This is a genomic window from Nocardia sp. NBC_01503 (assembly GCF_036327755.1).
Taxonomy (GTDB): Bacteria; Actinomycetota; Actinomycetes; order Mycobacteriales; family Mycobacteriaceae; genus Nocardia.
On sequence record NZ_CP109596.1, the window covers coordinates 576,528 to 603,346 of the forward strand.

22 protein-coding genes are annotated in these 26,819 nt (G+C 67.2%); 10 read left to right on the plus strand and 12 right to left on the minus strand.

Annotated elements, in window-relative coordinates; translation table 11 throughout:
- Positions 1-205 precede the first annotated feature (205 nt).
- Positions 206-2,323, plus strand: a complete 2,118-nt coding sequence (locus OHB26_RS02595) for a RecQ family ATP-dependent DNA helicase (RefSeq protein ID WP_330182634.1) — start codon at positions 206-208, stop codon at positions 2,321-2,323.
- A gap of 51 nt (positions 2,324-2,374) precedes the next feature.
- Here the strand turns inward: OHB26_RS02595 and OHB26_RS02600 are convergent, their stop codons facing one another.
- A complete protein-coding gene (locus OHB26_RS02600; protein WP_330182635.1) occupies positions 2,375-2,863 on the minus strand; it encodes a MarR family winged helix-turn-helix transcriptional regulator in 489 nt (162 codons plus the stop codon).
- A 111-nt stretch (positions 2,864-2,974) separates the two neighbouring features.
- On the opposite strand from OHB26_RS02600, the gene OHB26_RS02605 reads away from it, so the two are divergent.
- From OHB26_RS02605 to OHB26_RS02620, 4 genes are read left to right on the plus strand one after another with little or no spacing between them, the layout of a single operon-like run.
- Entirely contained in the window at positions 2,975-3,817 is an 843-nt protein-coding gene (locus OHB26_RS02605) for an NAD(P)H-binding protein (protein ID WP_330182636.1), read from the plus strand.
- A gap of 45 nt (positions 3,818-3,862) precedes the next feature.
- Positions 3,863-5,260 (plus strand): DHA2 family efflux MFS transporter permease subunit, encoded by a 1,398-nt coding sequence (locus OHB26_RS02610; protein ID WP_330182637.1) that lies wholly within the window; start codon positions 3,863-3,865, stop codon positions 5,258-5,260.
- 15 nt (positions 5,261-5,275) lie between these two features.
- On the plus strand, positions 5,276-5,683 hold the full coding sequence (locus OHB26_RS02615) for a MarR family winged helix-turn-helix transcriptional regulator (RefSeq protein ID WP_330182638.1): 408 nt from the start codon (positions 5,276-5,278) through the stop codon (positions 5,681-5,683).
- A 54-nt stretch (positions 5,684-5,737) separates the two neighbouring features.
- Positions 5,738-6,829: a methyltransferase gene (locus tag OHB26_RS02620; RefSeq protein ID WP_330182639.1), complete on the plus strand. Its 1,092-nt coding sequence runs from the start codon at positions 5,738-5,740 to the stop codon at positions 6,827-6,829.
- 260 nt (positions 6,830-7,089) lie between these two features.
- Here the strand turns inward: OHB26_RS02620 and OHB26_RS02625 are convergent, their stop codons facing one another.
- Entirely contained in the window at positions 7,090-7,623 is a 534-nt protein-coding gene (locus OHB26_RS02625; protein WP_330182640.1) for a DUF4254 domain-containing protein, read from the minus strand.
- A gap of 386 nt (positions 7,624-8,009) precedes the next feature.
- On the opposite strand from OHB26_RS02625, the gene OHB26_RS02630 reads away from it, so the two are divergent.
- Complete coding sequence (locus OHB26_RS02630; RefSeq protein WP_330182641.1) at positions 8,010-9,275, plus strand: DUF6585 family protein; 1,266 nt, start codon at positions 8,010-8,012, stop codon at positions 9,273-9,275.
- Positions 9,276-9,284: 9 nt separating this feature from the next.
- Here OHB26_RS02630 and proB read toward each other — a convergent pair whose 3' ends face one another.
- The 4 genes from proB to rplU all read right to left on the minus strand — a co-directional run bounded on the left by proB (position 9,285) and on the right by rplU (position 12,894).
- Positions 9,285-10,385: a glutamate 5-kinase gene (gene proB, locus OHB26_RS02635; RefSeq protein ID WP_330185470.1), complete on the minus strand. Its 1,101-nt coding sequence runs from the start codon at positions 10,383-10,385 to the stop codon at positions 9,285-9,287.
- 130 nt (positions 10,386-10,515) lie between these two features.
- Positions 10,516-11,967: a GTPase ObgE gene (gene obgE, locus OHB26_RS02640; protein ID WP_330182642.1), complete on the minus strand. Its 1,452-nt coding sequence runs from the start codon at positions 11,965-11,967 to the stop codon at positions 10,516-10,518.
- A 233-nt stretch (positions 11,968-12,200) separates the two neighbouring features.
- A complete protein-coding gene (rpmA, locus tag OHB26_RS02645; RefSeq protein ID WP_153806057.1) occupies positions 12,201-12,467 on the minus strand; it encodes a 50S ribosomal protein L27 in 267 nt (88 codons plus the stop codon).
- 115 nt (positions 12,468-12,582) lie between these two features.
- Positions 12,583-12,894: a 50S ribosomal protein L21 gene (gene rplU / locus OHB26_RS02650; RefSeq protein WP_067568881.1), complete on the minus strand. Its 312-nt coding sequence runs from the start codon at positions 12,892-12,894 to the stop codon at positions 12,583-12,585.
- Between the two features lie 323 nt (positions 12,895-13,217).
- On the opposite strand from rplU, the gene OHB26_RS02655 reads away from it, so the two are divergent.
- A complete protein-coding gene (locus OHB26_RS02655; RefSeq protein WP_330182643.1) occupies positions 13,218-13,361 on the plus strand; it encodes a hypothetical protein in 144 nt (47 codons plus the stop codon).
- A gap of 75 nt (positions 13,362-13,436) precedes the next feature.
- Here OHB26_RS02655 and OHB26_RS02660 read toward each other — a convergent pair whose 3' ends face one another.
- The 5 genes from OHB26_RS02660 to OHB26_RS02680 all read right to left on the minus strand — a co-directional run bounded on the left by OHB26_RS02660 (position 13,437) and on the right by OHB26_RS02680 (position 22,044).
- Entirely contained in the window at positions 13,437-16,622 is a 3,186-nt protein-coding gene (locus tag OHB26_RS02660; RefSeq protein WP_442942843.1) for a translation initiation factor IF-2 N-terminal domain-containing protein, read from the minus strand.
- A 399-nt stretch (positions 16,623-17,021) separates the two neighbouring features.
- Positions 17,022-17,438 carry a nucleoside-diphosphate kinase gene (gene ndk, locus OHB26_RS02665; RefSeq protein WP_330182644.1) on the minus strand — a complete coding sequence of 139 codons (417 nt, stop codon included), beginning with the start codon at positions 17,436-17,438 and terminating at the stop codon, positions 17,022-17,024.
- A gap of 72 nt (positions 17,439-17,510) precedes the next feature.
- On the minus strand, positions 17,511-17,918 hold the full coding sequence (locus tag OHB26_RS02670; protein ID WP_330182645.1) for a DUF4233 domain-containing protein: 408 nt from the start codon (positions 17,916-17,918) through the stop codon (positions 17,511-17,513).
- Positions 17,915-19,285 carry a bifunctional tetrahydrofolate synthase/dihydrofolate synthase gene (gene folC / locus OHB26_RS02675; RefSeq protein ID WP_330185472.1) on the minus strand — a complete coding sequence of 457 codons (1,371 nt, stop codon included), beginning with the start codon at positions 19,283-19,285 and terminating at the stop codon, positions 17,915-17,917. The genes OHB26_RS02670 and folC overlap by 4 nt, the downstream gene beginning before the upstream one ends.
- A 65-nt stretch (positions 19,286-19,350) precedes the next feature.
- Positions 19,351-22,044, minus strand: coding sequence for a valine--tRNA ligase (locus OHB26_RS02680; protein WP_330182646.1), 2,694 nt, complete (start codon positions 22,042-22,044; stop codon positions 19,351-19,353).
- A gap of 420 nt (positions 22,045-22,464) precedes the next feature.
- On the opposite strand from OHB26_RS02680, the gene OHB26_RS02685 reads away from it, so the two are divergent.
- Positions 22,465-23,256, plus strand: coding sequence for an alpha/beta fold hydrolase (locus OHB26_RS02685; RefSeq protein ID WP_330182647.1), 792 nt, complete (start codon positions 22,465-22,467; stop codon positions 23,254-23,256).
- On the opposite strand, the gene OHB26_RS02690 is transcribed toward OHB26_RS02685, so the two are convergent.
- On the minus strand, positions 23,257-24,054 hold the full coding sequence (locus OHB26_RS02690) for an MmyB family transcriptional regulator (RefSeq protein ID WP_330182648.1): 798 nt from the start codon (positions 24,052-24,054) through the stop codon (positions 23,257-23,259).
- 240 nt (positions 24,055-24,294) lie between these two features.
- On the opposite strand from OHB26_RS02690, the gene OHB26_RS02695 reads away from it, so the two are divergent.
- Positions 24,295-25,470: a 2-deoxy-scyllo-inosose synthase gene (locus tag OHB26_RS02695; protein ID WP_330182649.1), complete on the plus strand. Its 1,176-nt coding sequence runs from the start codon at positions 24,295-24,297 to the stop codon at positions 25,468-25,470.
- A gap of 7 nt (positions 25,471-25,477) precedes the next feature.
- Positions 25,478-26,776: a DegT/DnrJ/EryC1/StrS family aminotransferase gene (locus tag OHB26_RS02700; protein ID WP_330182650.1), complete on the plus strand. Its 1,299-nt coding sequence runs from the start codon at positions 25,478-25,480 to the stop codon at positions 26,774-26,776.
- Positions 26,777-26,819 lie beyond the last annotated feature (43 nt).

The window sequence follows — 26,819 nt, forward strand, 5'->3', positions numbered from 1 at the left end:
GAATTCCTGACGTTTCAGAAACTGACGAACGAGGCCGATAGTAGACGATCCGCCTTGCCCGCCAGGTCGGCTTGGGCGAAGGGGCTCAGTCGAGCCCTCGACCGGGGCGGATGGCATCCGCGATTCCTCGACACACCCCACGCCCACGGCGTGCCGGGGTGCGAGGTTGCGGTCAGGCTGGGTCGTGTCGGTGCGGTGAGGCACGATGGAGCGCGTGACCTCGACCGACGCGAACCGAACCGGAACCTCCAGCGACCTGCGAGAGGATGCCGAGCGGTTGTTGCGCGAGCTCGCCGGGCCGGCTGCGCGGCTGCGCGAGGATCAGTGGGTGGCCATCGAGGCACTGGTGGTGCAGCGGCGGCGGGCACTGGTGGTGCAGCGCACGGGCTGGGGTAAATCGGCGGTGTACTTCATTGCCGCCAAACTGCTGCGGGCGGCGGGGCGCGGGCCGACGGTTATCGTGTCACCACTGCTCGCGCTCATGCGCAATCAGGTCTCCTCCGCCGAGCGCGCGGGGGTTGTTGCCGCGACCATCAATTCGGGCAATGTCACCGAGTGGGACGAGATCCACGCCCAGGTCGCGGCGGGCGAGGTGGATGTCCTGCTGGTGAGCCCGGAGCGGCTCAACAATCCGGATTTCCGCGATGCGGTGCTACCCAAACTGGCCGCCGACGCCGGGCTGGTGGTGATCGACGAGGCGCACTGCGTCTCGGACTGGGGGCATGATTTCCGGCCCGACTATCGCCGAATCCGTACGCTCATAGCCGATCTCGGCTCCGATGTGCCGGTGCTGGCCACCACCGCCACCGCCAATGACCGCGTGGTCACCGATGTGGCGACGCAGATCGGCCACGACACCCTGGTGCTGCGCGGCGGCCTGGATCGCGAATCGCTGCACCTGTCCGTGGTGCGCATTCCCGACGCCGTGGAGCGCACCGCCTGGCTCAGTCGCAGACTGCACGAATTGCCCGGCAGCGGAATCGTTTACGCGCTCACCGTGGCGGCGGCACACGATCTGGCCGACGTACTGAACTCACACGGACATCACGTCGCCGCCTACACCGGCCAGACCGATCCCACCGAGCGTGAGGCCCTGGAAGCCGCGCTGCTGGGCAATGAGGTCAAGGCGCTCATCGCCACCTCCGCCCTGGGAATGGGCTTCGACAAGCCCGATCTCGGCTTCGTCGTCCATGTCGGTGCGCCCTCCTCCCCCATCTCGTACTACCAGCAGGTCGGCCGTGCGGGCCGCGGTACCGAACGCGCCGAGGTGGTACTGCTGCCCGGACCGGAGGACCGTCAGATCTGGAGTTACTTCGCCTCGGTGGCCTTCCCGCGCGAACATATCGTCCGCTCGGTGCTGGCGGCCCTGAACTCCGATCGGGCGCTCTCGACCGCGGCCCTCGAACCCCTGGTGGAGCTGAACCGCTCCCGGCTGGAGATGGTGCTCAAGGTGCTCGATGTGGACGGCGCGGTCCAGCGGGTGCGCGGCGGCTGGATCAATACCGGTCAGCCGTGGGAGTACGACACCGAACGCTATGAGCGCCTGAGCATTGCCCGAAATGCCGAGCAGCAGGCCATGATCGACTACCAGTCCACCGACGCCTGCCGGATGAACTTCCTGCGCGGACAACTCGACGATCCCGGCCTGGAAGCCGACACGCCCGGCTGCGGTCGCTGCGACAACTGCACCGGCACCCGCCAGGACACCGCGGTGGACGCCACCGATCTGGCCGCCATTCGCGCCCGCCTGGATCGCCCCGGTATCGACCTCGCACCCCGCAAACAGTGGCCCACCGGTATGGCCAAACTCGGAATCCCGTTGTCCGGCAAGATCACCCAAGGGGCGGAGACCGGACGCGTACTGGGCCGCCTCAGCGATCTCGGCTGGGGTCAGCGGCTCCGCGCCCTGCTGGACGCACCCGACGCGCCGATCTCCGATGAGGTCTTCCGCGCCTGCACCACCGTACTGCGCGAATGGGATTGGGCGCAGCGCCCCACCACGGTCATCGCCCTGGAATCACCCCACCGCCCACTGCTGACCGCCTCGCTCGCGGCGCGCCTGGCCGAGGTGGGCCGACTGCGCGATCTGGGCACCCTGTACCTGCGCCCGGATATGCCGCCGGTCTCCGCGGTCAACTCCGCACACCGGGTCGCGGCACTGCACAATGCCTGGGAGACACCGGATCTCACCGATGTCGACGGTCCCGTCCTGCTGGTGGACACCCTCACCGATACCGGCTGGACCCTCACCATGGCCGCACGCACCCTGCGCGCCGCGGGCGCGGACGCCGTCCTGCCCTTCGCCCTGGCCACACCCTCGTAGCAGGCCGCCACCACGTCTCATCCGGCTGCGCCGCAACGGCAGTCGCCGACCTTAGGCGTCCTTGGCGAGCCCGCGATCCTTGAGGGCGTCGAGGGAATCGACGTACTTCAACATCAACCGAGCGAAGGTGAGCCGCTCCTGCTCGGTCCACTCCGCGGTGATGTAGTCGTAGGCGTCGCGCTGATGCTTGCGGAACCGCGTCATCAACTCCACCCCCTGCGGGCTCAGCTCCAGCACCGTGCGGCGCCCGTCCTGCTGCGATGCGGCGCGCACCAGGAACCCGGCCTTGATGTTGTCGCTGACCATGCGGCTGGCCACCGAAGGATCGGTGCCGAGTAGTTCGGCGACCTTGCCGACCGTCACCTCCGCACCGGGTTCTCGACTGTTCTCCAGCACCAGATTCAGCACCAGGGTGCGGCTCAAATCCTTTGCGGAGATGGGGTTCTCGACCTCGAGCAGGGAGGTCCGCCGCAGTTTACCGAAGGCCGGGCCGACGGCATTGAGCAGCTCATCGGGGGTACGGGGGTCCTGTGCACTCATATGCACATCGTATATCCATGCCCAATCGAAGACATGTGTTGACTTACATTTGCATGCATGACAACATGCATATGTACACAAACACAGAATCGCCATCCGATGGAGAACCTCATGACCACCCTCGTCACCGGCGCTCGCGGCAAGATCGGCCAGTCGCTCATCGCCCAGCTGCACACCGCCGGTCTCCCGGTCCGCGCCGCCAGCGCCGACCCGAGCACCCTCACCGTCCCCGCCGGTGTCCAGACCGCCGAGCTGCGCCTCGACGCCCCCGAAACCTTCGACGCCGCGCTCAACGGCATCACGCAGGTGCTGCTTTACGCCGAGCCCGCCGGTATCGACTCCTTCGTCAAGTCCGCCCGCACCGCCGGGGTCGAGCACATCGTGCTCATCTCCTCCTCCTCGGTGCTCGGCCCGAACGCCGCCGAGGACTCCCTCGGCGCACACCACCTCGAGGTCGAGCATGCCCTCGCCGCCTCCGGCATCCCCACGACCGTGCTGCGCCCCGACGCCTTCGCCAGCAATGCCCTCGGCTGGGCCTGGTTCATCAGCAACGGCATGCCCATCGAGCACGCCTACGCCGATGCCGAAGTCGCGCCCATCCACACCGACGACATCGCCGATATCGCCTTCGCCGCCCTCACCGGCCACGAATTGCGTGGCGGCACGTACCATTTGACCGGCGCCGAGGCGCTCACCTTCCGCGCCCAGCTTGCCGTTCTCGCCGAGGTGCTCGACCGCGACATCCCGGTCGCCGATATCACCCCCGAGGCCGCTCGCGCCCAGCTCATCCAGCACATGCCCACCGAGATGGCCGATTCACTGCTGGCCTTCTGGGCTGCGGCCACCCAGCGCCCGGCCCCCATTGCCGATACCACCCATTCCCTGCTCGGCACCCCCGCCCGCACCTTCACCCAGTGGGTCCACGAGCACGCATCCGCGTTCTCGCGCAATTGATTCCGGTCTCGCATCAGCGAGACCCCGCTCCCCCCAAGGCATCTCATGTCCACCCCGCTGGCCGCCACGCCACGCTCCGCGATCCGCGCCCGCTGGGCCGTACTCGCCGTCATCCTCTTCGCCGAGATCCTCGATCTGCTCGACTCCACCATCACCACCATCGCCGCCCCGACCATCGCCGCCGACCTGGGCGGTGGGGAATCCCTGGTCCAATGGCTCGGCGCGACCTATGCGCTCGCCATGGGCGTCCTGCTGGTGGTCGGCGGCCGACTCGGTGACAAATTCGGTCGCCGCCGCCTGTTCCTGATCGGCATTATCGGCTTCACCCTCGCCTCGGTCGCCTGCGGACTCGCCTTCGGTCCGGCCGCGATCATTGTCTTCCGCCTGCTCCAGGGCGCTTTCGGCGCACTGCTCATACCGCAGGGCTTCGGCATCCTCGGCGCGATCTTCCCCCGCGACGAACTCGGCAAGGCGTTCGGCGTCTTCGCCCCCGCCCTCGGACTCTCCGCCATCTGCGGCCCCATTCTCGCCGGATTCCTCATCGACGCCGACATTTTCGGCCTCGGCTGGCGCTCCATGTTCCTGATCAATATCGTCCTGGGCGGTCTGGCCACCGTCCTCGCGATCAAACTGCTGCCCCGCGACGCCGGTGATCGCACGGTCACCGTGGACGGTCTCGGCTCCACCCTGCTCGCCGCCGCCATGCTCGGCGTGCTCTACGGACTCATCGACGGCCCCGCCAACGGCTGGACCGGCCGCCCGATCCTGGCGCTCACCGCCGGATTCCTCTTCTTCGCCGGATTCTGCCTGCGCCAGCGGCGGGCCGCCGCACCGCTCATCGAACCCTCGCTGCTGCGCAATCGCGGCTTCACCTCCGGCCTGCTGCTCGGCCTGATCTACTTCGCCGCCACCTCCGGACTGCTCTACGTACTCTCGCTGTTCCTGCAGAATGTGCTGGGCCGCACACCAACTCAGGCCGCGATCGCCCTCGCCCCGCTCGCGGTCGGCATTATCGTGGCCTCCATCGCCACTCATCAACTGCTCGAACGCCTGGGCCGCAGGCTGGTTCTCATCGGCCTGCTGCTCACCCTGACCGGCAGTCTGATCCTCTACGCGCTCACCGACCACTACGGCGCGGACCTGTCCGGATGGCTGCTCATCGCGCCCATCCTGCTCACCGGTCTCGGCCTCGGCGCCTGCTTCGGCACCATCTTCCGGGTCACCCTCGGCGATATCGATCCGGCCGAATCCGGCAGTGCCAGCGGCACCCTCTCCGCAGTCCAGCAGCTCGCCAACAGTATCGGCGCGGCCGCCGTCACCACCGTCTACTTCCACACCTCCGGCGGTGCGCCCACCAGCCTGCTGCTCATCGCCGGCCTCACCCTCGCCTGCTGTCTCGTCTACCGGCTGCTGCCCGAACATGCCGCCGCCGAATCTCACTGAAGGACAACGATTCTCATGAAGCCCATCGGCTACTGGCTCAATCGCACCGATCGCGCCATCACCACCTACATGAATAACACGCTCGCCGAATTCGGCATCACCCGGCTCGCCTGGCAGGTCCTCAATGTCGTGCGCGACGGCGGCGATGTCACCGACGACGAGGTGCGCGCCATCCTGGTCGCCAATGCCGACACCGCCGAGCTCGACACCGCCATCACCCTGGTACTCACCGGCGGCTGGGCATCCCGCCCGGCCCACGAACACCTCGCGCTCACCGATACCGGCCGCGAACGGCTCGTCAAGGTCGGCGAACACATCAATACCTTCCGCGAGATCTCCCTCGCGGGCGTCACCGATGCCGAATACCGCACCGCAGTCTCGGTTCTCGAACGCATGACCGGCAATCTCGAATCCCGCGCGTAGGCTCGAACCAATCCGTAGCCGAGCATTCCGCTGTCGAACCGGTTGGAGTTGATCATGGCGTCCGCAACAGTTCCGCCGCTGCCACTACTGCGCGCACTCGGATGGTTCCGCGATGGCCTCGCGGCGCTGCACCGGCGACTCGTCCCAGGCCATGTGGCACTACTGGAATTGAATATGACCGGGTTCCTCACCCAGGCCATCAACGCCGCCGCCGAACTCGGGATCGCCGACGAACTCCGCGACGGGCCACGGCAACCCGCGGACCTGGCCCGCGCCCTCGACGTGAACGAGGACGGGCTGCGGCGGCTCATGCGGCTCCTGATCAGCTTCGATATCTTCACCCAGCGCCGCAACGGGGCATACGCGCTCAATGGCATAGCGCAGGCGCTGCGCAGTGACGCGGACGTCACGCTGCGAGATGTGTTCCTGTTCTTCGGATCCGAATTCCATCGCGGCCACTGGACACACCTCGCCGATGCGGTGCGCACCGGACATTCGGTCGGCCCCGCGCTGGACGGTATGCCCTTCTTCGAATACGCCGCCGCACACCGCGATATCGGGGATATGTTCGACCGGGCCATGACCAGTATCAGCACCCTCAGCACCGAACCCCAGCTCGCCGCATACGATTTCGGCCGCTTCGGCACCCTCGTCGATGTGGGCGGCGGACACGGGAGTCTGCTCACCGAGATACTGGAGCGCACCGCCGCCGCGCGCGGGATCATCTTCGATCTGCCCGACGTCGTCGCCGAACTGCCCGAACAGATCGCGAAACTCGGTCTGACGGAACGCCTTTCGGTACAGGGGGGATCATTCTTCGAATCCGTGCCCAAGGGCGGGGACGCCTACCTTCTCAAACACATCATTCACGACTGGTCCGATGCGGAGGCCGAAAGCATTCTGCGGACGGTACGCGCGGCCATGGAACCCGATGCGTGCGTGCTCATCATCGATATCGTGCTGCCCGGCCATCGACGCCCACACGCCGGAAAATTCATCGACCTGGAGATGCTCGTCAATGCCACCGGGCGCGAACGCAGCGAACAGGAGTTCCGGGACCTGTTGGCCCGCAGCGGATTCACTCTCACCCGCACCGTGCACACCGCAGCCCCCGACAGCATCCTGGAAGCCCGCCCGACACGCTGACTCCCCCGGCGGTGATCGGCCCCCTTGCACCGATCACCGCCAGCACGGGTACGTGCCGCAACACCGGAATCCTCGGACAACCGCCGCACCAAAGGCTTCCAGCACCACTTCACCAACCCGACCCGGCGCACCCATTTGCCACCGGGGTGATTACCCCATCCTCGCAACGACAGATTTCGTGAGCTCCGGGTAACTCCTGGGGTACCCCCGAAACTGTCCGCGAACCTGACCGCACTACGCGAATGGGACTGTCCACCTCCTCAGGCCGGGCGCTGAATGCCCGGAGAGGCGGCGGGAGCTCTTCGTTGCTGTGCGCCTAGGACGTTCGCGGCACGATCCGTCCATCCGGCGGCCAGTTCGGCCAGGTCGTACCAGGCCGCGTGTACCTGTTCATCCGATACCCGGTCCACCGTTCGCAGTAGATGTATCGCGTGCACGTGCGCGGCGGCCATCGAATCGATGAGGGAACCGAGGGATTCGGCGCGCGTTCCCCTCCGACGCGCCCGTCTCGCCACCCACTCGTCGATGAAAGTGACCGTCTGGGCGCGGCGCTCATCCACCGCGCGCGTATCGGCCGCGCCCGGATCGCCACGCTCCGCACGGCGCTCCAAATGCAATTCGGCCAGGCCACGAGCCCAGCGGGTGACCGGATGGTCATCGGACTGGTCACCGATGTGACCGCAGAAGGCGGCCAGCAATTCGTGCCAGTCGGGTAATAGGGGGCGGTGTACGAAGACATTGTCACGGCCACTCGCCCACGACAACTGGGTGTCGTCCGGTTGCGGTATGTACATACCTACCTCCACGGCGGTGCGGGCGCACCCGGCGCCGCGGGCGGTCACCGGACCGCGAGCCCGGCGCGGCAAGGGCGGACCGCGCCGGATCCTGGCGACCGCTATCGGCGAAGGGCACATCTACGATGCGGCGCCGGGTGCAAGTTCCAGGATGCTCCGCAAAGCTGTCCCGCCCACTGCCCTTTCCATGGCCTTCCGGTGCCCCTCGGTCGCCGCGCCGTGCCGACACGCTCGAAAATGCGGTATATGCGACCAACCGGTCGGTGAATAACGCCCTCACCACTCGCGCTGTCGGCCGATTCGGATCTATGGCACAGTCGCTTTCGCACATGATCACCGGCAGGACCGGTGGGAGGGCGCGCGCTTTCCCACCGCACAGGGGGTAGTTGGATGACGCGCGTGGTGGGGATCGATCTGGAGACCTCGAAGTCCGTCGTCTGCGTGCTGGAGAACGGGCGACCCGCATACCGGCCAACGCCCAAGGCGCGCAATACACCCCGTCCGTCGTGGGATTCAATGACGACGGCTCGGTGATCGTCGGGCAAAAGGCCGCCGATCGCGCCATCCGGCATCCCGAGCGAACCGCCACCGCCGTGCGCCGCCACCTCGGCACCGACTGGCGCTTCACCAACCACGGAACGACCTACACCGCACCGCAAATCACCGCCTGCGTACTTCGCAAACTCAAACGCGATGCCCAGGCCGCACTCGGTGCGGAGGTCACCGATGTGGTGCTGTCCATGCCCGCCCACTACGGCGAGGCCGAACGCCGGGCCACCCTCGAAGCCGCGGAGCTGGCGGGATTGCGAGTCCGGCGACTCGTCGGCGAGACCAACCTGGCCGGATTCGCCTACGCCATGCAGACCCGCCCCGCCGACGAGACCACCCTCGTACTCGACCTCGGCGCAGGCACTTTCAGCGTTTCACTGCTCTACGGGATACCGCTGGCCATTCTCGGGGTCATCGTTACTGCCAGCTTCATCACCGACGGCGCGGGGAGCGCGCTGGCGGTCGCGGTGCTCTTCCTCGGCGTCGCCGGACTGGTGTGGCTGCGGAAGTTCATCAGTTCGCCACGGCATACGGCGGCACGGGTCAAGTACGTCGGCAGCCAGAACACCGGTTCGCGATTCCGCGACGCGCAATTGAGCCTGTACGAGCCCGGGACCGTGGTGCAGAGCGGTGACGAGACGCACGTATTCCGTTGGGACACGGTATCGGTATTGCAGGACCTCACCCGCGTCTCGCACAAGATGTACGGCACGGAGACGGGCGTCTCCTGGATCCACCGCTACCAACTCACCGATCCCTCCGGCACCAGCTACCTGGTCACCGGCGACTTCACCGGCCCGGAACAATGGGGACCGGAGATCCAGCGCCGGGTCGCCGCCGCCCAACTCCCCCGCGCCGTCGCCGATATCGAAGCCGGTAAGACCCTGGAGTTCGCGTCGATCGCCCTGAGCCGCAGCCATATTCGAGCACACGGCCGCTCGGTCTCCTGGAGCGAAGTCCAGGAGATCCGGGTGGACAAGGGCTACATCTCGATTCGCGTTGCCGGAGAATGGTTCTCGCTGGCGAAGACGACGACCAACGCCATCCCGAACGTCTTCATCTTCCTGGAACTGGCCGAAAGCCTGCGCACCGCCGCCGCCTGAACCTGACCGTCAGATCTTGACCAGGTCGTCGGCGTGGACGACGGGGCGCTGGGAGTTCTCCGGGAGGTCGCCGGTGGAACGGCCTTTCATGGATTCGAGTTCTTCACTGTCGTAAGCCGCGACACCGCGGGCCACGACGGTACCGTCCGGGGAGATCAGGTCGATGACATCGCCGCCGTAGAAGCGGCCCGCGACCTTGGTTATTCCGGCGGCCAGGAGAGAGCGGCGGCGTTCGGCCACCGCCGCGACCGCGCCCGCGTCGATATGGACCGCGCCGCGGCTGTCGGCGGCGTGGCGAACCCAGAACTTGCGGGCGGACAGGCGGACCGGGCGGGCGGCGAAGGCCGTACCCACGGTCGCGCCGGAGAGCGCCGCGGCGGCATCGGAGGCCGCGGCCAGCAGGACGGGCACACCCGCGTCGGCGGCCAGGCGGGCGGCGGAGAGCTTGGAGGCCATTCCGCCGGTACCCAAAGCGCCTCCGCTACCGGCGATCACACCGTCGAGGTCGGCGCTGCTGCGGACCTCGGGGATGAAGTTGGCGGCGCCCTTGCGGGGGTCGCCGTCGTAGAGGCCGTCGACATCCGACAGCAGGATCAGCGCGTCCGCGCCGACCAGATGCGCTACCAGCGCGGCCAGGCGGTCGTTATCGCCGAAGCGGATCTCTTCCGTTGCGACGGTGTCGTTTTCGTTCACCACGGCGATGGCGTGCAGCGAGCGCAGCCGATCCAGGGTGCGCTGGGCATTGCGATGATGTTCACGCCGGCCGAAATCGCCCGCGCTGAGCAGGACCTGACCGACCACGCGGTCATACCGGGAGAACGAGGTGCCCCAGGCGTGCGCGAGGGCCAGCTGCCCGACGCTGGCGGCCGCCTGTTTGGTGGCCAGATCCTTGGGCCGCCTGGACAATCCGAGCGGTGCGATACCCGCGCCGATGGCCCCGGAGGAGACCACCACCACATCGGATCCGGCGCGCATGCGCGCCTCGACGGCATCGGCCAGGCGGTCCAGCCGCTCGGTCTCCAGCCCGCCCTCGAGACTGGTCAGCGCCGAGGAGCCGATCTTGACGACCACACTGCGCGCCGTCGCGATGGCCTGCCGGGCCGCGCTCAGCTCCGACTCCACCCGCGTGATACTCGAACTCACCTGCACCACACCTCAATTCGCCCGCGGTACGGTACCGCCGCCTCGAATCACTATCACCCGCACCGGTATTCGCGCGAATCCCGGTGCGGTCGTACTGTCAGCCCTCGTCGTCGATCAGGCCCCGCCGCGCGCGCGAGGCGTGCTTGCGCTCGGCCGCGCCGATGCGCTCGGTCTGATCCAGGCGCGCGTCGACACCGCGGCGGGTGAGCAGCGTCTCCGCACCCGCGGAGATCTGCGGCTCCCAGTCGAAGCAGTAGTCGCCGATGGTCACCGAACAACCCGGCTCGGCGCCCAGCTTGACCAGCGCGTCCTCCACACCGAGCCGCGCCAGGCGGTCCGCGAGGAAGCCGACGGCCTCGTCATTGTCGAACTGGGTCTGCGCGACCCAGCGCTCCGGACGCTCGCCGATGACGATGAAGCCGCCCTCGATCTCGCCATCCTTGATGATCTTGAAACCGACCTCGCCCTTGGCGACCGGGCGAATGACCGCCCGCTTGGCCTCGGCCTTGGGATGCGCCTCGCGGTACTGCTGAATCATCTCCGCCAGCGCGAAGGTCAACGGCCGCAGACCCTCCCGGCTCACCGCCGAGATGGTGAAGACCGGCCAGCCACGCTTCTTGAACTCCGGGGTGACCATCTCGGCCAACTCGGCGGCGTCGGGCACGTCAGCCTTGTTGAGGATGACAACGCGCGGTCGATCCGCCAGATCGCCCAGCCCCTCATCGCCCTTGAGCGCGGGCTGATACGCGGCGAGTTCGGCCTCGAGCGCGTCCACATCGGAGATCGGATCGCGACCCGGATCCATTGTGGCGCAATCCACAACGTGCGCGAGCACCGCACAGCGCTCCAGATGCCGCAGGAAGTCCAGACCCAGGCCGCGGCCCTCGCTCGCGCCCGGAATCAAACCGGGCACATCGGCCACGGTGAAGGTCGTATCGCCCGAAAGCACCACACCGAGATTCGGCACCAGCGTGGTGAACGGGTAATCGGCGATCTTCGGCTTGGCCGCCGAGAGCACCGAAACCAGCGACGACTTACCGGCCGACGGGAAGCCCACCAGGCCCACATCCGCCACCGACTTGAGCTCGAGCACCAGCTCGCGCTCCTGACCGTCCTCACCGAGCAGCGCGAAACCGGGAGCCTTACGCGCCTTGGAGACGAGCGCGGCATTACCGAGCCCACCGCGGCCACCGAGCGCGGCGATGAACTGGGTGCCGACGCCGACCAGATCGGCCAGCACCTCACCGTCGGCGCTCATGACGACCGTGCCGTCCGGCACCTTCAGCAGCAGGCCCTCGCCCTGCTTGCCATTGCGGTTGTTGCCCTCGCCCGGCTTACCGTTACCGCCCTTGGCGTGCGGGTGGAAGTGGAAGTCCAGCAGCGTATGCACATTGCCGTCGACCTCGAGGATCACATCCCCGCCATTACCGCCATTGCCGCCATCGGGGCCGCCCAGGGGCATGAACTTCTCTCGGCGTACCGAGGAACATCCGTGCCCACCCTTGCCCGCACGCACGTGCAGCACGACACGGTCGATGAATTTGGACATATCGGTGATCATCCTCCTGCTCTGTCCAATTGCCCTGCGCTTCGCGCCGGGCAGGTTCACGGCCCCGAAGTCTCGGTTCTTCCCTCCTCCGCTCCTCCGCTTCGCTCCCCCGCTCCGTCAGTCCAGAACCGAGACGGCCGCGAACACTCGGGTGAACGCCAAAAGCGAGCCGAGGTTGTTCTCCAACCCCGACCCGCTCAGGAAAAGACGTATGGATCAGCTCCAGCGCGGCGTCAGGCCGACACCGGCTCCGGAACCACGATGTTGATGGTCTTGCGACCACGCTTGGTGCCGAACTGCACCGAGCCCGCCGCGAGGGCGAACAGGGTGTCGTCGCCGCCACGGCCGACATTCACACCGGGGTGGAAGTGCGTGCCGCGCTGGCGAACCAGGATCTCACCGGACTTGACGACCTGGCCGCCGAAGCGCTTGACGCCGAGCCGCTGGGCATTCGAATCGCGACCATTGCGCGAGCTGGATGCACCCTTCTTATGTGCCATTTCAGAACTCCTCGTGCAGTGTGTTTAACGACATGAGCGGGGCCCTACGTGGTTACGCAGGCTGCCGCCTCCGGGCCTGACCGCTCATGCCGGGGGTGACGAACCCCAAGTCGGATTACTTGATGCCGGTGACCTTCAGGACCGTCAGCTTCTGACGGTGGCCCTGACGCTTGTGGTAGCCGGTCTTGTTCTTGAACTTGTGGATACGGATCTTCGGGCCCTTGGTCTGCTCGACCACCTCGGCGGACACGGAGACCTTCGCCAGCTTGTCAGCATCGGTGGTCAGCTCGGCGCCATCAACCAGCAGCACCGGCGCCAGCGACACGGAAGTGCCCGGCAGACCCTCGATCTTCTCGACCTTCACCAGGTCACCAACCGCGACCTTGTACTGCTTTCCGCCGGTCTTGACGATTGCGTACGTTGCCATCGGTCGGCTGCCCTTCTTCCTGTAGTACTACACGGCTGATCCACCGGCATTGCACCGGGAACCGCCGAATGACTGGTCTGGTATTCACCGCCGCCTCGGGCCTGTGGTTCACATTTGAACCGGACCCTCGTTCTCACAGCGCATTTGCTGAAATCATGCTGCACAGCAGAGCACTGTCGCCGGGGGCAGCGACTGTCCAAGAGTACAGGACATGCTCAGCCCCTCCAAACCGGGGTCCGGAGCTCGGTTCCGGCCGATCGAGGACTTGGGACCGGGTGGTCGAGGACCTACGGCTCCGGAATTCCGACGACCGGGAACCTACGGTGAGAACACAGCTCAGCACGGCATTTCCGCCGTATTTGGAGGACATCATGAACTGGCCCGTAGCCGCCGTGATCATCGCCCTGATATTCGCGCTCATGGTCATTGTCAGCACCTACCTCGCCGCACGCGCCTCGAAGAAGTAGCGGCCTCGAACATAGTCGTGGCCCCACCGGTCGAACGGCGGGGCCACGACTATTCGAAGCTGTCGAACCAGCCCGTCAGTTCTCGCCCTCCGGCGCGCCCGCAGGGCGCCCGGCGGCGCGACGACGGGGGCGAGCCCGCGGCGTCACCTCCACCGGAGCCAGGTCGGTCAGGGACAGGCCCGGGGTTTGCGGCTGGTCCGCGCTGGAGAGCACGAAGACCGCGCCCTCGCTGGCGGAGGCCGGTGCGGTGACCGCGCGAGCGACGCGGCGGCGGCCCGCCCGGCGGGCGGGCGGTGCGGTGACCTCTTGGGTCACCTCCGGTTCGGCGACGACCGCCTGAGCCTCCTGCACCAGCACCGCTGCCTCGGCGCCGGCCTCATCGGCCTCCTCCTCGACCACGGCGTCCGCGGCGGCCTCGGATTCGATGGTGTGCCTGGCGGTTCCGTTGGTGGACGACTTCGCCGGCTCGGCGTGGGCGGCCGCCTCCGCGACCGCTTCCGCACCGGCGACGGCGGCATCGGCCAGGGCCTGCTGCGCGTACGCCACCTCATCGGCGACATCGTGCTGCTCGTCGTCGTGGCCCTCGTCGTGATGCAGATCGTCGTCATGGTGCGCGGCCATGGCGAGCGCGACCGGATGAGCGCGCCGGGCGGCGGCCTTCTCCTTGCCCTCCGTGGTCTCCACCTCGACCACCTGGGCGGCGGGCTCGACCACGGCCGGAGCCGCTTCGGGAGCCGCGTTGCCGCGATCCTTGCGACGGCGGCGCGAACCCTCGCGACGGCCGACGCCCTCCTCGGCCGGAGCCGATTCGACGGGGTAGTTGTGCACGATCAGACCGCGACCGTGGCAGTGCTCACAGGTGGAGGAGAACGCCTCGACCAGACCGGTGCCCAGCTTCTTGCGGGTCATCTGGACCAGGCCCAGCGAGGTGACCTCGGAGACCTGATGACGCGTGCGATCGCGGCCCAGGGCCTCGGTCAGCCTGCGCAGCACCAGATCCCGATTGGACTCGAGGACCATATCGATGAAGTCGACGACGATCATGCCGCCGATATCGCGCAGTCGCATCTGGCGGACGATCTCCTCGGCCGCCTCCAGGTTGTTCCGGGTGACGGTCTCTTCGAGGTTGGAGCCGCCCGCACCGGTGAATTTGCCGGTATTGACGTCGATGACCGTCATGGCCTCGGTGCGATCGATCACCAGGGTGCCACCCGAGGGCAACCACACCTTGCGGTCCAGGGCCTTGGCCAACTGCTCGTCGATGCGCAGGCTGCCGAAGACGTCGACACCGTTGTTGTCGTACTTCTCCACGCGGACAAGCAGATCCGGGGCGACGGTGCGGACGTAGTTCTCCACCGTCGACCAGGCGCGCTCACCCTCGATGATCAACTTGGAGAAGTCCTCGTTGAACAGATCGCGAACCACCTTGACCAGCAGGTCGGGCTCTTCGTACAGGGTCTTGGGCGCACCGGAGCCGTTCTTGGACTGCTCCTCGATGGTGCGCCAAGTCTGTTGCAGCCGTTCGACATCGCGCGCCAACTCGGGCTCGCTGACGCCCTCGGACGCGGTGCGGATGATGACCCCGGCGTCCTGCGGGACGATATCGCGCAGAATCTCCTTGAGCCGCTTGCGCTCGGTATCGGGCAGCTTGCGCGAGATACCGGTGGAGGTACCGCCGGGCACATACACCAGGAAGCGACCGGCCAGGCTGATCTGCGTGGTCAGGCGGGCGCCCTTGTGCCCCACCGGATCCTTGGAGACCTGCACCAGCACGGTGTCACCGGGCTTGAGCGCCTGCTCGATCTTGCGCTCCCTGCCACCGAGTCCGGCGGCCTCCCAGTTCACCTCGCCCGCGTACAGCACCCCATTGCGGCCACGGCCGATATCGACGAACGCGGCCTCCATGGACGGCAGCACGTTCTGCACCTTGCCCAGGTAGACATTGCCCACCATGGACGCCGAACCGGTGCTGGTCACGAAGTGCTCGACCAGAATGCTGTCCTCGAGCACCGCCACCTGCGTGGTGGAGGTCGGGTGATCGGGGAAGTGCTTGTCCCGCACCACCATCACCCGGTCAACCGATTCGCGACGAGCCAGGAATTCGGATTCGGTCAGGATGGGCGGGCGACGGCGACCGGCCTCGCGACCGTCCCGGCGACGCTGGCGCTTGGCCTCGAGCCGGGTCGAACCGCTGATGCCCTGGACCTCGTCCGGGTTGCTCTCCTTCGCGGCGGCGCGGCGCTTGCTGCGCGGCTCGCGCTCGTGCACGACGGTGTTCGGCGGATCGTCATCCGCCACCTCGGGCTCGTTATCGGTGTCGTCCCCGCCCTTGCGGCGACGACGGCGGCGCCGGCGACGGCTGCTCGAACCCTCCGGCACGGCCGAATCATCGGCGTCGTCCTCGGACTCCTCGGCTTCGGCCTCGGCATCGGCGCGCAGCTGATCCTCGATCTCGGGATCGATCTCGCCGTTCTCGTCATCGGGATGCTGTTCGCCGCGACCCCGGCCACGACCACGACGGCCACGACGACGACGGCGCGAGGCGCCGTCACCGCGCTGCTCGCGGGCGTCGTCACCGTCCCAGTCCTGCTCGTCCTCGGAGTCGTCGGCGGCGGTCTCCTCGGCGGCCTTCTCCTCGACAGCCTTGGTCTCGACCCGGACCTGCTCTTCGACCTTGGCCTTCTCGGCGCGCGGCTTGTCCTCGCGGACCTGCTCCTCGCGCGGCTTCTCCTCGGCCTTGGGCTTGCGCTCGGAGCGCAGCTTGCGGCGGGTCTCCTCGGCGGCGGCCACATCCGGGGACAGGAACAGCGGTGCGGCGACGGGCGCGGACGGCTGATAGAGCACCGGCTCCTCGACCGGCAGCTCCGGCTGCTGGAACGGGCTGGTGAAAAGTTTGGGAGCGCGCTTGCGCGCGGGGGCGGCCTCGGCGGCCTCGACCTCTTCGGCGGCCAGTTCATCGGCGGCGAGTTCGTCACCGGCGATGATGGCCTCGTCGACGGTTGCCGGGGGCTCGACCGAACGCGGTCCGAAGGCGTCCCGAACGGTCTCGGCGACCGTGCGGTCCAGGCTGGACTGCGGGCTGCGGGCTTGGGCGCCCATTTCGGTCAGGTGGGCCAGGATACGTTTGCTGGTGGTGCCCAGCAGCTTCGCCAGTGCGTGCACTCGGATCCGTTCCGGCAACTGTTCGGCGGCCCGGATGGTGTCCGCGGCCTCCCCGTCGGCGTTCACCTGTGTTGCTTCCTGCGGCTCTTTTTCGGCCACGAAATCTCCTTGGGCCCCCGGGCGCGTCCCTCCGAGGAGTGACGCGGCCGACGCGGGGGCACTGTCTTCGCCTCGCGCCCTCAGCGGGCGCGAGATCAATGGTCTGCGCGCCGCGTGCCCGTTATCACCTTGTTCTCGTCGTTCGGGCTAACTGGTCACGTGGCGCCTGGGTGGTTTGGCTCAACCCCACAGCACGAGCGTTCATCCAGCGTGCGAGCCGACAACCGAGTCTTTGAAGCCGTCGGCGGCAGCGATGATCGTCCGTCGTGCCGTGGTGTCAATCAGAGGTGGCACTCACCTGCCGCTTGTGACGGGCAGTGACCACTTCCATTGCCAGTATCCCACATGACGCCGCTGCCCCCGCAGCGGCGCACGAGAGTCCCCGAGTTCGGGACTTGATCAGTGAGTGAATTCGGGGAACCAGAGCGAGATCTCGCGCTTGGCGGATTCCGGCGCGTCCGAGCCGTGGACCAGGTTGAACTGGGTTTCCAGGGCGTAGTCGCCACGGATGCTGCCGGGGACGGCCTTCTCGACCGGATCGGTGCCGCCGGCGATCTGACGGAAGGCGGCGATGGCGCGGGGGCCTTCCAGGACGGCCGCGACGACCGGACCCGAGGTGATGAATTCGATCAGCGATCCGAAGAACGCCTTGTCCCGGTGCTCGGCGTAGTGCGCCACGGCGATCTCTTCGGAGACATTCACCTGCTTGAGCGCGGCGATCTTGAGACCCTTGCGCTCGATTCGGGTGATGATCTCCCCGATCAGGCCACGGGCCACGCCGTCGGGCTTGATGAGTACCAACGTCTGCTCAGTCACGCCGGTAGCGTAGCTGGCCTGTTGGCCTGCGGAAAAACCCAGTACGCGGGCTATGACCGGTTAGGTGCGATTTCAGGCCCCGGACATCCGCTGACTGGGTAGCAAACCGGCCTCGATGCGCTTTCGGACGTCCGCGCGCAGAAAGAGGATGAAGAGCCAGACGGCGGCGAAGACGACTCCGATCACCGCGATGGAGATATGAATGAAACCGCCCGCCAGCAGGGCGGCTTGCAGGGTGAGGTTGAAGGGCATGGCCCACGGGCGGCGCTGGACGCCCGCGCCCAGGAACATGAGTACGGCCAGGCCGACCAGGTAGAGGACGGACCACCATTTCAGGCCGCCGCCGACCGCGCCGACCACGGGTAGCGCGAGCAGCACCGTGATGGCCTCGAGGACGAGGGTTCCGGCCATGACCCCGCGGAAGCCCTTCCACGGGTCGGTGGTGGGTTCGGGCACGCCCGCGGGCACCTCGTCACTCATGCGGGATCCTTTCCGAACAGTGAGCGGGCCGTCCCGGCGGTGACGACCGATCCGGTGACCACGATGCCCGCTCCGGAGACGAGTTCGCCACTCTCACCCTCTTCGGCGAGGGCGATGGCGGTCTCGATGGCGTCGGGCAGATCACTGGCCACCGCGACGCGCTCATCGCCGAAGCGCTGGACGGCGAGGTTGGCGAGATCGTCGACGGGAAGGGCTCGGGGCGAACCGTTCTCGGTGACGACGATCTCGTCGAGGATGGGTTCGAGGGCGTCCAGGATGCCCGCGGCGTCCTTATCGCCGAGCACCGCGACCACGCCGACCAGTTTGCGGAAGTCGAATTCGCTGGTGAGCGTTGCCGCGAGGGCCTGCGCGCCGTGCGGGTTGTGCGCGGCATCGATGAAGATGGTCGGCGCGCTGCGCATGCGCTCCATCCGACCGGGGCTCTGCACGGAGGCGAATCCGGCTCGGATGGCGTCGATATCGAGCTGGCGGGACGCGCCCGCGCCGAAGAAGGCTTCGACTGCGGCGAGCGCGAGCACGGCATTGCGGGCCTGGTGTTCACCGTGCAGCGGCAGGAAGATGTCGTCGTACACACCGCCGAGGCCCTGCAACTCCAGGACCTGGCCGCCGATGGCGACGCGACGGGTGAGCACCCGGAACTCCGAACCTTCCCGCGCCACAGCGGCATCCATATCGACGGCGCGGCGCAGCAGCACCTCCATGACCTCGGGCTGCTGTTCGGCGATGACCGCGACGGTGTCGCGCGGCACCAGTTCGTCGGCCGGGGCCTTCTTGATGATTCCGGCCTTCTCCCCCGCGATGGATTCCAGATCCGGGCCGAGGAAGTCGGTGTGGTCCAGGCCGATCGGGGTGATCACCGCGACCTGACCGTCGATGACATTGGTGGCGTCCCAGGTGCCGCCCATACCGGTCTCGACGACCGCGACATCGACGGGCGCTTCGGCGAATTTCGCGTAGGCCATGGCGGTGAGCACTTCGAACTTGCTCAGCGCCGGGCCGCCCGCCGCGATGGACTGTTTGTCGACCATCTCGAGGAAGGGCAGCAGTTCGCGATACAGCTCGACGTATTGGCCGGGCGTGATGGGCGCGTTGTCGATGGCGATGCGTTCGGTCGCCAATTGCAGGTGCGGGCTGGTGATCCGCCCGGTGCGCCGGTGCAGAGCGGTCAGCAGCGCGTCGATCATGCGAGTGACCGAGGTCTTGCCATTGGTGCCCGCGATATGGATGGCCGGGTAGCCGTGCTGCGGCGAACCCAGCAGATCCATGAGGGTGGCGATGCGGGTCAGCGAGGGCTCGATCTTGGTCTCGGGCCAGCGCTTGTCGAGTTCGGCTTCGACCAGCGCCATTTCGGCCAGATCCACCGGGGAGGTGGTGATGGGGCCTTCGACGTACTGGCGTTCGGGTTCGTCGTTCACTTGCGCTCCGCCAGCTTCGCGATCTCGGCGAGCCGCGCGCCGATGCGCTCGACCTCGGACTCGGCGATCTCCTTGCGCGCCTTGATCTTCGCGACCACATCGTCCGGGGCCTTGGCCAGGAAGCCCTGGTTGCCGAGCTTGCCGGTGGTGCCCGCGAGCTCCTTCTGAGCGGCGGCGAGATCCTTCTCCAGGCGGCGCGCCTCGGCCTCGAGGTCGACGGTCCCGGAGGTGTCGATCTCGACGGTGACGGTGGCCCCGCTCAGGCGCACCTCGACCGCGGCGGTGGCGGCGAAATCGTCGCCGGGCGCGGTGAGGCGGGCCAGATTGGTGATCTCGGTCTGCTGGGCGAGCAGATCCGCGGTGTCCAGGCCGATGAGCTTGGCCGCGACCTTCTGGCTGTCGGACAGGCCCTGATCGCTGCGGAAGCGGCGGATCTCGGTGATCAGGCGCTGGGCGTCGGCGATGCGGACGGCCGAAAGCTGGTCGGTGGCAATGCCGGCGGCCTGCGGCCAGGCCGCGACCACGATGGATTCACCGCCGGTGAGCGCCAGCCACAGCTGTTCGGTGACGAACGGAATGGCCGGGTGCAGCAGGCGCAGCACCGAATCGAGCACATTGCCCAGCACGATGCGGGTGCTGGCGGCGCGCTCCTCGGACTCGGCGAACTGCACCTTGGCCAATTCCAGGTACCAGCTGCAGAATTCGTCCCAGGCGAAGTGGTAGAGGGCCTCGCACGCCTTGCCGAACTCGTAGCGGTCGAAGCTGGCGTCGACCTCGGCGCGCACCTCTTCGAGCCGGTCCAGGATCCAGCGATCGGTATCGGTGAGGGTTTCGCGGGCGGGCAGTTCACCCGGCTGCGCACCGTTCATGAGCGCGAACTTGGTGGCATTGAACAGCTTGGTGACGAAGCTGCGCGAGGCGGTCACATGCGCGGTGCCGACCGAGAGGTCGCCGCCGGGCTGGGCGCCGCGGGCCAGGGTGAATCGGGTCGCGTCCGCCCCGAATTCGTCGATCCAGTCCAGCGGGTCGATGCCGTTGCCGCGTGACTTGGACATCTTCTTGCCGTGTTCGTCGCGAATCAGGCCGTGCAGGAACACATCCTGGAACGGCACCTGCTTCTGTTCGGCGTCCTTACCGGTGGTGAGCACCGGATCGTCGGAGACGAACATGCCGAACATCATCATGCGGGCGACCCAGAAGAACAGGATGTCGTAACCGGTGACGAGCACGCTGGTGGGGTAGAACTTCTCGAGCTCGGCGGTGCTGTCCGGCCAGCCCATGGTGGAGAAGGGCCACAGGCCCGACGAGAACCAGGTGTCCAGGACGTCCGGGTCCTGGACGTAACCCGCGGGGGCCTGCTCGTCCGGGCCGACGCAGACGATCTCGCCCGCGGGGCCGTACCAGATCGGAATGCGGTGGCCCCACCACAGCTGCCGGGAGATGTTCCAGTCGTGCATATTGTCGACCCAGTCGAACCAGCGCGGTTCCTGGCTGGCCGGATGGATCTTGACATCGCCGTTGCGGACGGCGTCGCCGGCGGCCTTGGCAATGCCCTCGACCTTGACCCACCACTGCATGGACAGGCGCGGTTCGATGGGCTCGCCGGAGCGCTCGGAGTGGCCGACCTGATGCTTGTACGGGTAGACGCGGCCGGTCACGCGGCCCTCGGCCTCGAGGCGTTCGCGGATCTTGAGCCGGGCCTCGAAGCGGTCCATACCGTCGAATTCGGTTCCGCTGTCGGCGATCTTGCCGGTCTTGTCCATGATGGTCGGCATCGGCAGGTTGTGCCGCAGGCCGAGCTCGAAGTCATTGGGGTCGTGTGCGGGGGTGATCTTGACTGCGCCGGAACCGAATTCGGGGTCGACGTAATCGTCGGCGACGATCGGGATCTGGCGGCCGGTGATCGGGTGATAAAGCGTGGTGCCGATGAGCGCCTGGTATCGCTCGTCGTCCGGGTGCACCGCCACCGCGGTATCGCCGAGCATGGTCTCCACACGGGTGGTGGCCACGATCACATGCGGCTCATTGTCGTTCAGTGAGCCGTAGCGCAGCGAGACGAGTTCACCGTCGACCTCTTTATGGTCGACCTCGAGGTCGGAGATACCGGTCTCGAGCACCGGCGACCAGTTCACCAGGCGCTCGGCGCGGTAGATCAGACCCGCTTCGTAGAGGCGCTTGAAGATGGTCTGCACGGCGCGGGAGAGTCCGTCGTCCATGGTGAAGCGGTCGCGGCTCCAGTCGACGCCGTCGCCGAGGCGGCGCATCTGGCCCTGGATCTGGCCGCCGGATTCGCGCTTCCAGTCCCAGACCTTGTCGATGAAGAGTTCGCGGCCGAAGTCTTCCTTGGTCTTACCGTCGACGGCGAGCTGCTTCTCCACCACCGATTGGGTGGCGATGCCGGCGTGATCCATACCGGGCAGCCACAGCACCTCATAGCCCTGCATGCGCTTGCGGCGGGTGAGCAGGTCCATCAGGGTGTGGTCGAGGGCGTGGCCCATATGCAGGGTGCCGGTGACATTCGGCGGCGGCAGCACGATGGAGTACGCGGGTTTGGCGCTGCTCGCGTCGGCGGTGAAGTAACCGGCGGCTACCCAGCGCTCGTACAGGTCGGCCTCCACCTCGCCGGGGTTCCAGCTTTTGGGGAGGGCATCGGCACGATTACGCGGGTTCTCAGAGGCTGCGCTGGTCACCGTGCGATTCTAATTGACACCCCGGCAGGGCTTGACAGCGCGGCTGCGGCGGGTGTGAGGCTCGGAAATTTTCCCGGAAAGCCGAAGGGCGGGGCCTTCGGCGGATGAGGGACACCGAAGGCCCCGCCTTCGTAGGTAAGCCTACCGCCGTTTGCACCGACCCTCTCGGATCCATAAGCAATTCTCAGGTTCGGAACCAAATGCGCCAGGGTAGGCCATAATTCGTTGCAACTGCGTTGCGTGGCACGCATGGCCTTCGCTACCCGCAGCGGAGCTGCGTAAGCGGTGCGGCAGATCCGAACAAGCCCCGAATAATACTGGCGGCCAGCGGTTTTCGCAGGTAGCCCAGGCGTCTGACTGCATTGCATTTCACAGTCGGAGTCGGGTTTACCCGTCGGGCGACTGTCGTAAGGTCCGAAGATGCCGTTCGTAGCTCGTGGGGGAGCGAAGATCCACTACACCGATACGGGAGGGAATGGACCACCGGTTCTGCTGGGGCACAGCTTCTTCATGGATCAGGAGAGCTTCGCCCCGCAGCAGCGGGCGCTGGCACCGCGCTACCGCATTGTCTGTATCGATTCGCGCGGGCACGGACTCTCCGAGGACGATGGCACCCCGTTCAGCTATTGGGACCTGGCACGCGACGCCTGGGCGGTCGCCGATCACCTGGGAATCGAGCGCGCGGTGGTGGGCGGCGTCGGACACGGTGCGTTCACCGCGGTCCGAATGGCGCTGCTGGCTCGGCCGCGATCTCGGGGAGTGATCGCGATCGGCTCCACCGCCGATGCCATGCCCGCTCGCCGCAAGCCCGGTTATCGCGAGGTCCTGGACGCCTGGGCCGGCACCGCGCCGCTGACGCCGATCATCAAAATGGTGTCGGCGTTGACCGTCGGCGGAACCGATGACGATAAACAACCGTGGCGCGACAAATGGCTGGCGGGTGATCGCACGCGGGTCCGGCTCTCGGCGGACTGCCTGATCAATCGGGATTCGGTCTTGGAGCTGCTCGCCGAGATCGACTGTCCCGCGCTGGTTCTGCGCGGTGTCGGGGATCAGACCACCGATGCGGCGGAGGTACTGCGGATGGCGCGGTCCTTCGGGATTCCGGCGGCGGTGCACACCATCGCCGGAGCCGCCATGTCCCCCAATCTCACCCATGCCGCCGAGGTGAACGCATTGTTCCGGAGCTTTTTGGACGGACTGCCGGAGTGATCAGGCCGCGTCGGTGTCGACCAGGCCGATGAAGAGCTGATGCGCGAACTGCGGTGTGGTGCTGCGATACCGCTGCACGATGACATCGAAGACGGTGGCGGTCTGCGGATTTCGCAGTCGGAACTGGGATTCGGGGCGGCCGATCCGCACATGCGCGTCCGCCCAGAGCCGTCGGAAATCGGCATGCTCGCCGAGATCGCCCAGCAGCAGCTCGATTTCGTCGCGATCGGCGGCATCGGCGGCGTAGGCGCGGAAGCGGCCGACCATGAGCCGGGCCTCCTGCTCCCACTCCTCTATCACTATGCGGGCGCGCGGATCGGTGAAGAGCCAGCGCAGTACGTGCCCACCGCGGCCCAGGCCCGGGAAGGCCGCGTCGAAGGCGCTGTTGCAGTCCACTACGTACCAGCCGTCGTCGAGTGCGGCGGCCATATGCGGTAGCAGCGCGTCCAGGGTGATGCGAACAATGCGCGCGGCAGTCGTGTCGGGCCGCAAGGGCTCCGGGATCGGCGGCGTGGGGCGCTGCTGGGCCAGATGGTAGAGGTGCACGCGTTCGGCGGGGTCCAGGCAGAGCACTCCGGCGAGCGAATCCAGAATGGCGGGACCGGGATTGAGCGCCTCACCCTGTTCGATCTTGGCGATATAGCCGAGGCTGGCGTGCGTGGCCTCGGCCAGCTGTTTGCGGGTCAGGCCCGCCGGATGCTTCGGGGTGGGACCGGTGCGGCGCTCACGGACGAACTCAGCGAGGGTGGGGGCGCGCAGGGGCTCCGCGGTCGTCACCGCGATGTCATTGTCGGACAACAGTTCTCCGCTCCTGCTCGATCCCCGAATCGCACCCTACCGGGCGGTGCCGCGCTCTCCCAGCCCATGCGGCGTGGTGCCGCTACCCCTGCCAGTGGCACCTGGACAAGCGGGTGTCCCGGCGAGTGGTACCGGTACGCGGCGTGAATCTTGACTGGGGTATCCCAGCGGTTGCCGATGCTCGGCTCACCCATCGATATTTGGCTCGGGGCAGCAGCGAGACCGGGCAGGAGCTAGAGCATGGGCATCACTTCGCGCACCATTCGGATCGGCGAGCGGACCTATCCGTATTCCTTCGGTGAGGACTGCCTCACCGAAATAGCGGACGGTATTGCCGGATTACACGCCGACACACTGATTTTCGTCACCGACGATACGGTGCTCGGGTTGTACCGCACGGTCGTCGAGCGGTTGTCCGGCGATACTCCGGCGCTGGTACTGAGCCACCGTGCGGGCGAATCCATGAAGACGCTGTCCTGCCTGACCGAACATTTGGAGACCGCGCTGCGGGCTGGAGCGACCCGGCGCTCGGTGGTGGTGGCATTCGGCGGCGGTGTCCCCGGAAATCTGGCCGGGCTGATGGCCAATCTGCTGTTCCGGGGCGTGCGGCTGGTGCATGTGCCGACCACCACCATTGCCGCCATGGATTCGGTGCTGTCGCTGAAACAGGCGATCAACTCCCCCGTCGGCAAGAATCACCTCGGCACCTATTACGCGCCGACGGCCGTCTATGTCGATGTGCGACTGTTCGCGACGCTGCCCGAGGACGAATTACGTTCGGGCTACTGCGAAATGGCGAAGAATTGCCTGGCCATTCGACCGGTGGAACTGGATCGGCTGCGGGCGTACATCGCGGCCGATGAATTGGCCACACCCGCCGCATTGTCGTGGTTGCTGAATGCCAGCATTGCCGCCAAATCCGCTGTCACCCGGGATGACACCTACGAACGCCGCTCCGGATTGGTGCTGGAATACGGGCACACGGTCGGCCACGCCATCGAAATCTGTGACTATCGGGTGCGCGGCGCGGCCGGGATCGCACACGGCGCGGCGATAGCCGTGGGAATGCTCGTGGCGGCGCATATCTCGCACGCGCGCGGCTGGCTCTCCGACGACGAGGTGAGCGCCCACTACGAGATCATCACCGGCCTGGGCGTGGAACCTGGCCTGCCGCCCACGGTTTCGATAGCCGACGTGCTCGCGGTAGTGGACGACGACAACAAGAAGGGCTATCTCACCGCGCGCCCCGATGCGCTGCCGTTCGTCCTGCTGCGCGGACTCGGCCGTCCCGCGATGACGGGTGAGCTTCCGCTGGTCCACGTATCACTACCCGAGATTCGCGAGGCCCTCGAGATCATCGCCAAGCCCTCCGCCCGGCTTGCCCCGTCCGGGTCCGCGCCGGCCGTCGGCGTTTAGGAGAATCATGCTCGCGATTCACGGTGGCACGCCTGTGCGAGGCGCGGCGGCCTGGCCACAGTGGCCACAGTATGACGAGCGGACCGAGGCGGAACTGCTTGCCGCGCTGCGGTCTTCGCGCTGGTCGGTGAGTTGGTACGCGCCCGAGGGCGGGAAGTCCCGGGAGCGGTTGTTCGGGGCGGCGTTCGCGCGGTACAACGGGGCGGCGTACGGGGTGAGCGTCGATCACGGTTCCAGCGCGCTGGTCATCGCATTGGAGGCGCTGGGTATCGGTCCGGGTGACGAGGTCATCGTGCCCGCGCTGACCTGGGTCGCGCCCGCCACCGCCGTCTTGCGAGTCGGGGCGCTTCCGGTACTGGTCGACGTCGACCCTGAAACCGGCTGCCTGACAGCGGATCAGGTGCGCGCGGCGCTGTCCGGGCGCACCCGGGCGGTGATCGCGGTTCATCTGGCGTGCACCGTGGCCCGCATCGATGAGCTGGTCGCGGTGACCACTGCGGCGGGTATCGCGCTGATCGAGGACTGTTCGCAATCGCACGGCGCGCGCTGGGCGGGGCGCGCGGTCGGCACCTTCGGCGATATCGGGGTGTTCAGCCTCGGAGCGGCCAAATCGCTGGCGGCGGGTGAGGCGGGAGCGGCGATAACCGACAGCCTCGAACTGTATCGGCGAATGCTCATGCTGCGCGCGGATTCTCGGGGTTACACCGAGGGGCCACCCGGAGCCGGAGAGTACGAGTTGGTCGAGCTCGGCGAGATCATGGGCGGCAATTACTGCATGTCGGAGCTGACCGCCGGGGTGCTGCTCGATCAATTGCCGCGCCTGGATGGTCAGCACGCGCGGCGCGGGATCCGAGCGGCACAGTTGGAGGACGGGTTGGCCGGGATCCCGGGACTTTCACCGATTCCCGTTCCCGCACAGGTGGATCGGCGCGCGATCTACGAATACGGGGTCCGCTTCGATCCGAATGCCTTCGACGGCGCACCGATAGAACGCGTCGCCGCGGCCCTGAGCGCGGAGCTGCGCACCAAGATATATCCGCCACGCGTGCCACTCCCCCGCGGTAATCTCCTGCGCCCGCAATCCAAACCAGGTTTCGCGCGCTTCTGGGATGCCAAGCGAGCGGCCGGGCGCGAGTTCCCCGCCGCGGACCACTACCGCGAGCACACCCTGCTCATGCACCACAGCGTGCTGCTCGGTGCGCGCACCGATATCGACGACATCCTCACCGCCTTGCACAAGGTGCACACGCATGCGGACGCCTTGACGGACGCGAATTACTCAGCAATGAAAGGCATTACGGCATGACGCAGTGGTATTCGATCCTCGCGGGCGCGGCGGAGGTCGCGGC

Excerpts from the sequence above, each read along its gene's own strand:
- OHB26_RS02700 (WP_330182650.1), top strand. The coding sequence starts at position 25,478 with ATGCTCGCGATTCACGGTGGCACGCCTGTGCGAGGCGCGGCGGCCTGG.
- OHB26_RS02620 (WP_330182639.1), top strand. The coding sequence starts at position 5,738 with ATGGCGTCCGCAACAGTTCCGCCGCTGCCACTACTGCGCGCACTCGGA.
- OHB26_RS02670 (WP_330182645.1), bottom strand. The coding sequence starts at position 17,918 with ATGAGTGACGAGGTGCCCGCGGGCGTGCCCGAACCCACCACCGACCCG.
- OHB26_RS02625 (WP_330182640.1), bottom strand. The coding sequence starts at position 7,623 with ATGTACATACCGCAACCGGACGACACCCAGTTGTCGTGGGCGAGTGGC.
- OHB26_RS02610 (WP_330182637.1), top strand. The coding sequence starts at position 3,863 with ATGTCCACCCCGCTGGCCGCCACGCCACGCTCCGCGATCCGCGCCCGC.
- rplU (WP_067568881.1), bottom strand. The coding sequence starts at position 12,894 with ATGGCAACGTACGCAATCGTCAAGACCGGCGGAAAGCAGTACAAGGTC.
- obgE (WP_330182642.1), bottom strand. The coding sequence starts at position 11,967 with ATGTCCAAATTCATCGACCGTGTCGTGCTGCACGTGCGTGCGGGCAAG.
- OHB26_RS02595 (WP_330182634.1), top strand. The coding sequence starts at position 206 with ATGGAGCGCGTGACCTCGACCGACGCGAACCGAACCGGAACCTCCAGC.
- folC (WP_330185472.1), bottom strand. The coding sequence starts at position 19,285 with ATGGCGCTGGTCGAAGCCGAACTCGACAAGCGCTGGCCCGAGACCAAG.
- OHB26_RS02600 (WP_330182635.1), bottom strand. The coding sequence starts at position 2,863 with ATGAGTGCACAGGACCCCCGTACCCCCGATGAGCTGCTCAATGCCGTC.
- OHB26_RS02695 (WP_330182649.1), top strand. The coding sequence starts at position 24,295 with ATGGGCATCACTTCGCGCACCATTCGGATCGGCGAGCGGACCTATCCG.
- rpmA (WP_153806057.1), bottom strand. The coding sequence starts at position 12,467 with ATGGCACATAAGAAGGGTGCATCCAGCTCGCGCAATGGTCGCGATTCG.
- OHB26_RS02685 (WP_330182647.1), top strand. The coding sequence starts at position 22,465 with ATGCCGTTCGTAGCTCGTGGGGGAGCGAAGATCCACTACACCGATACG.
- OHB26_RS02615 (WP_330182638.1), top strand. The coding sequence starts at position 5,276 with ATGAAGCCCATCGGCTACTGGCTCAATCGCACCGATCGCGCCATCACC.
- OHB26_RS02605 (WP_330182636.1), top strand. The coding sequence starts at position 2,975 with ATGACCACCCTCGTCACCGGCGCTCGCGGCAAGATCGGCCAGTCGCTC.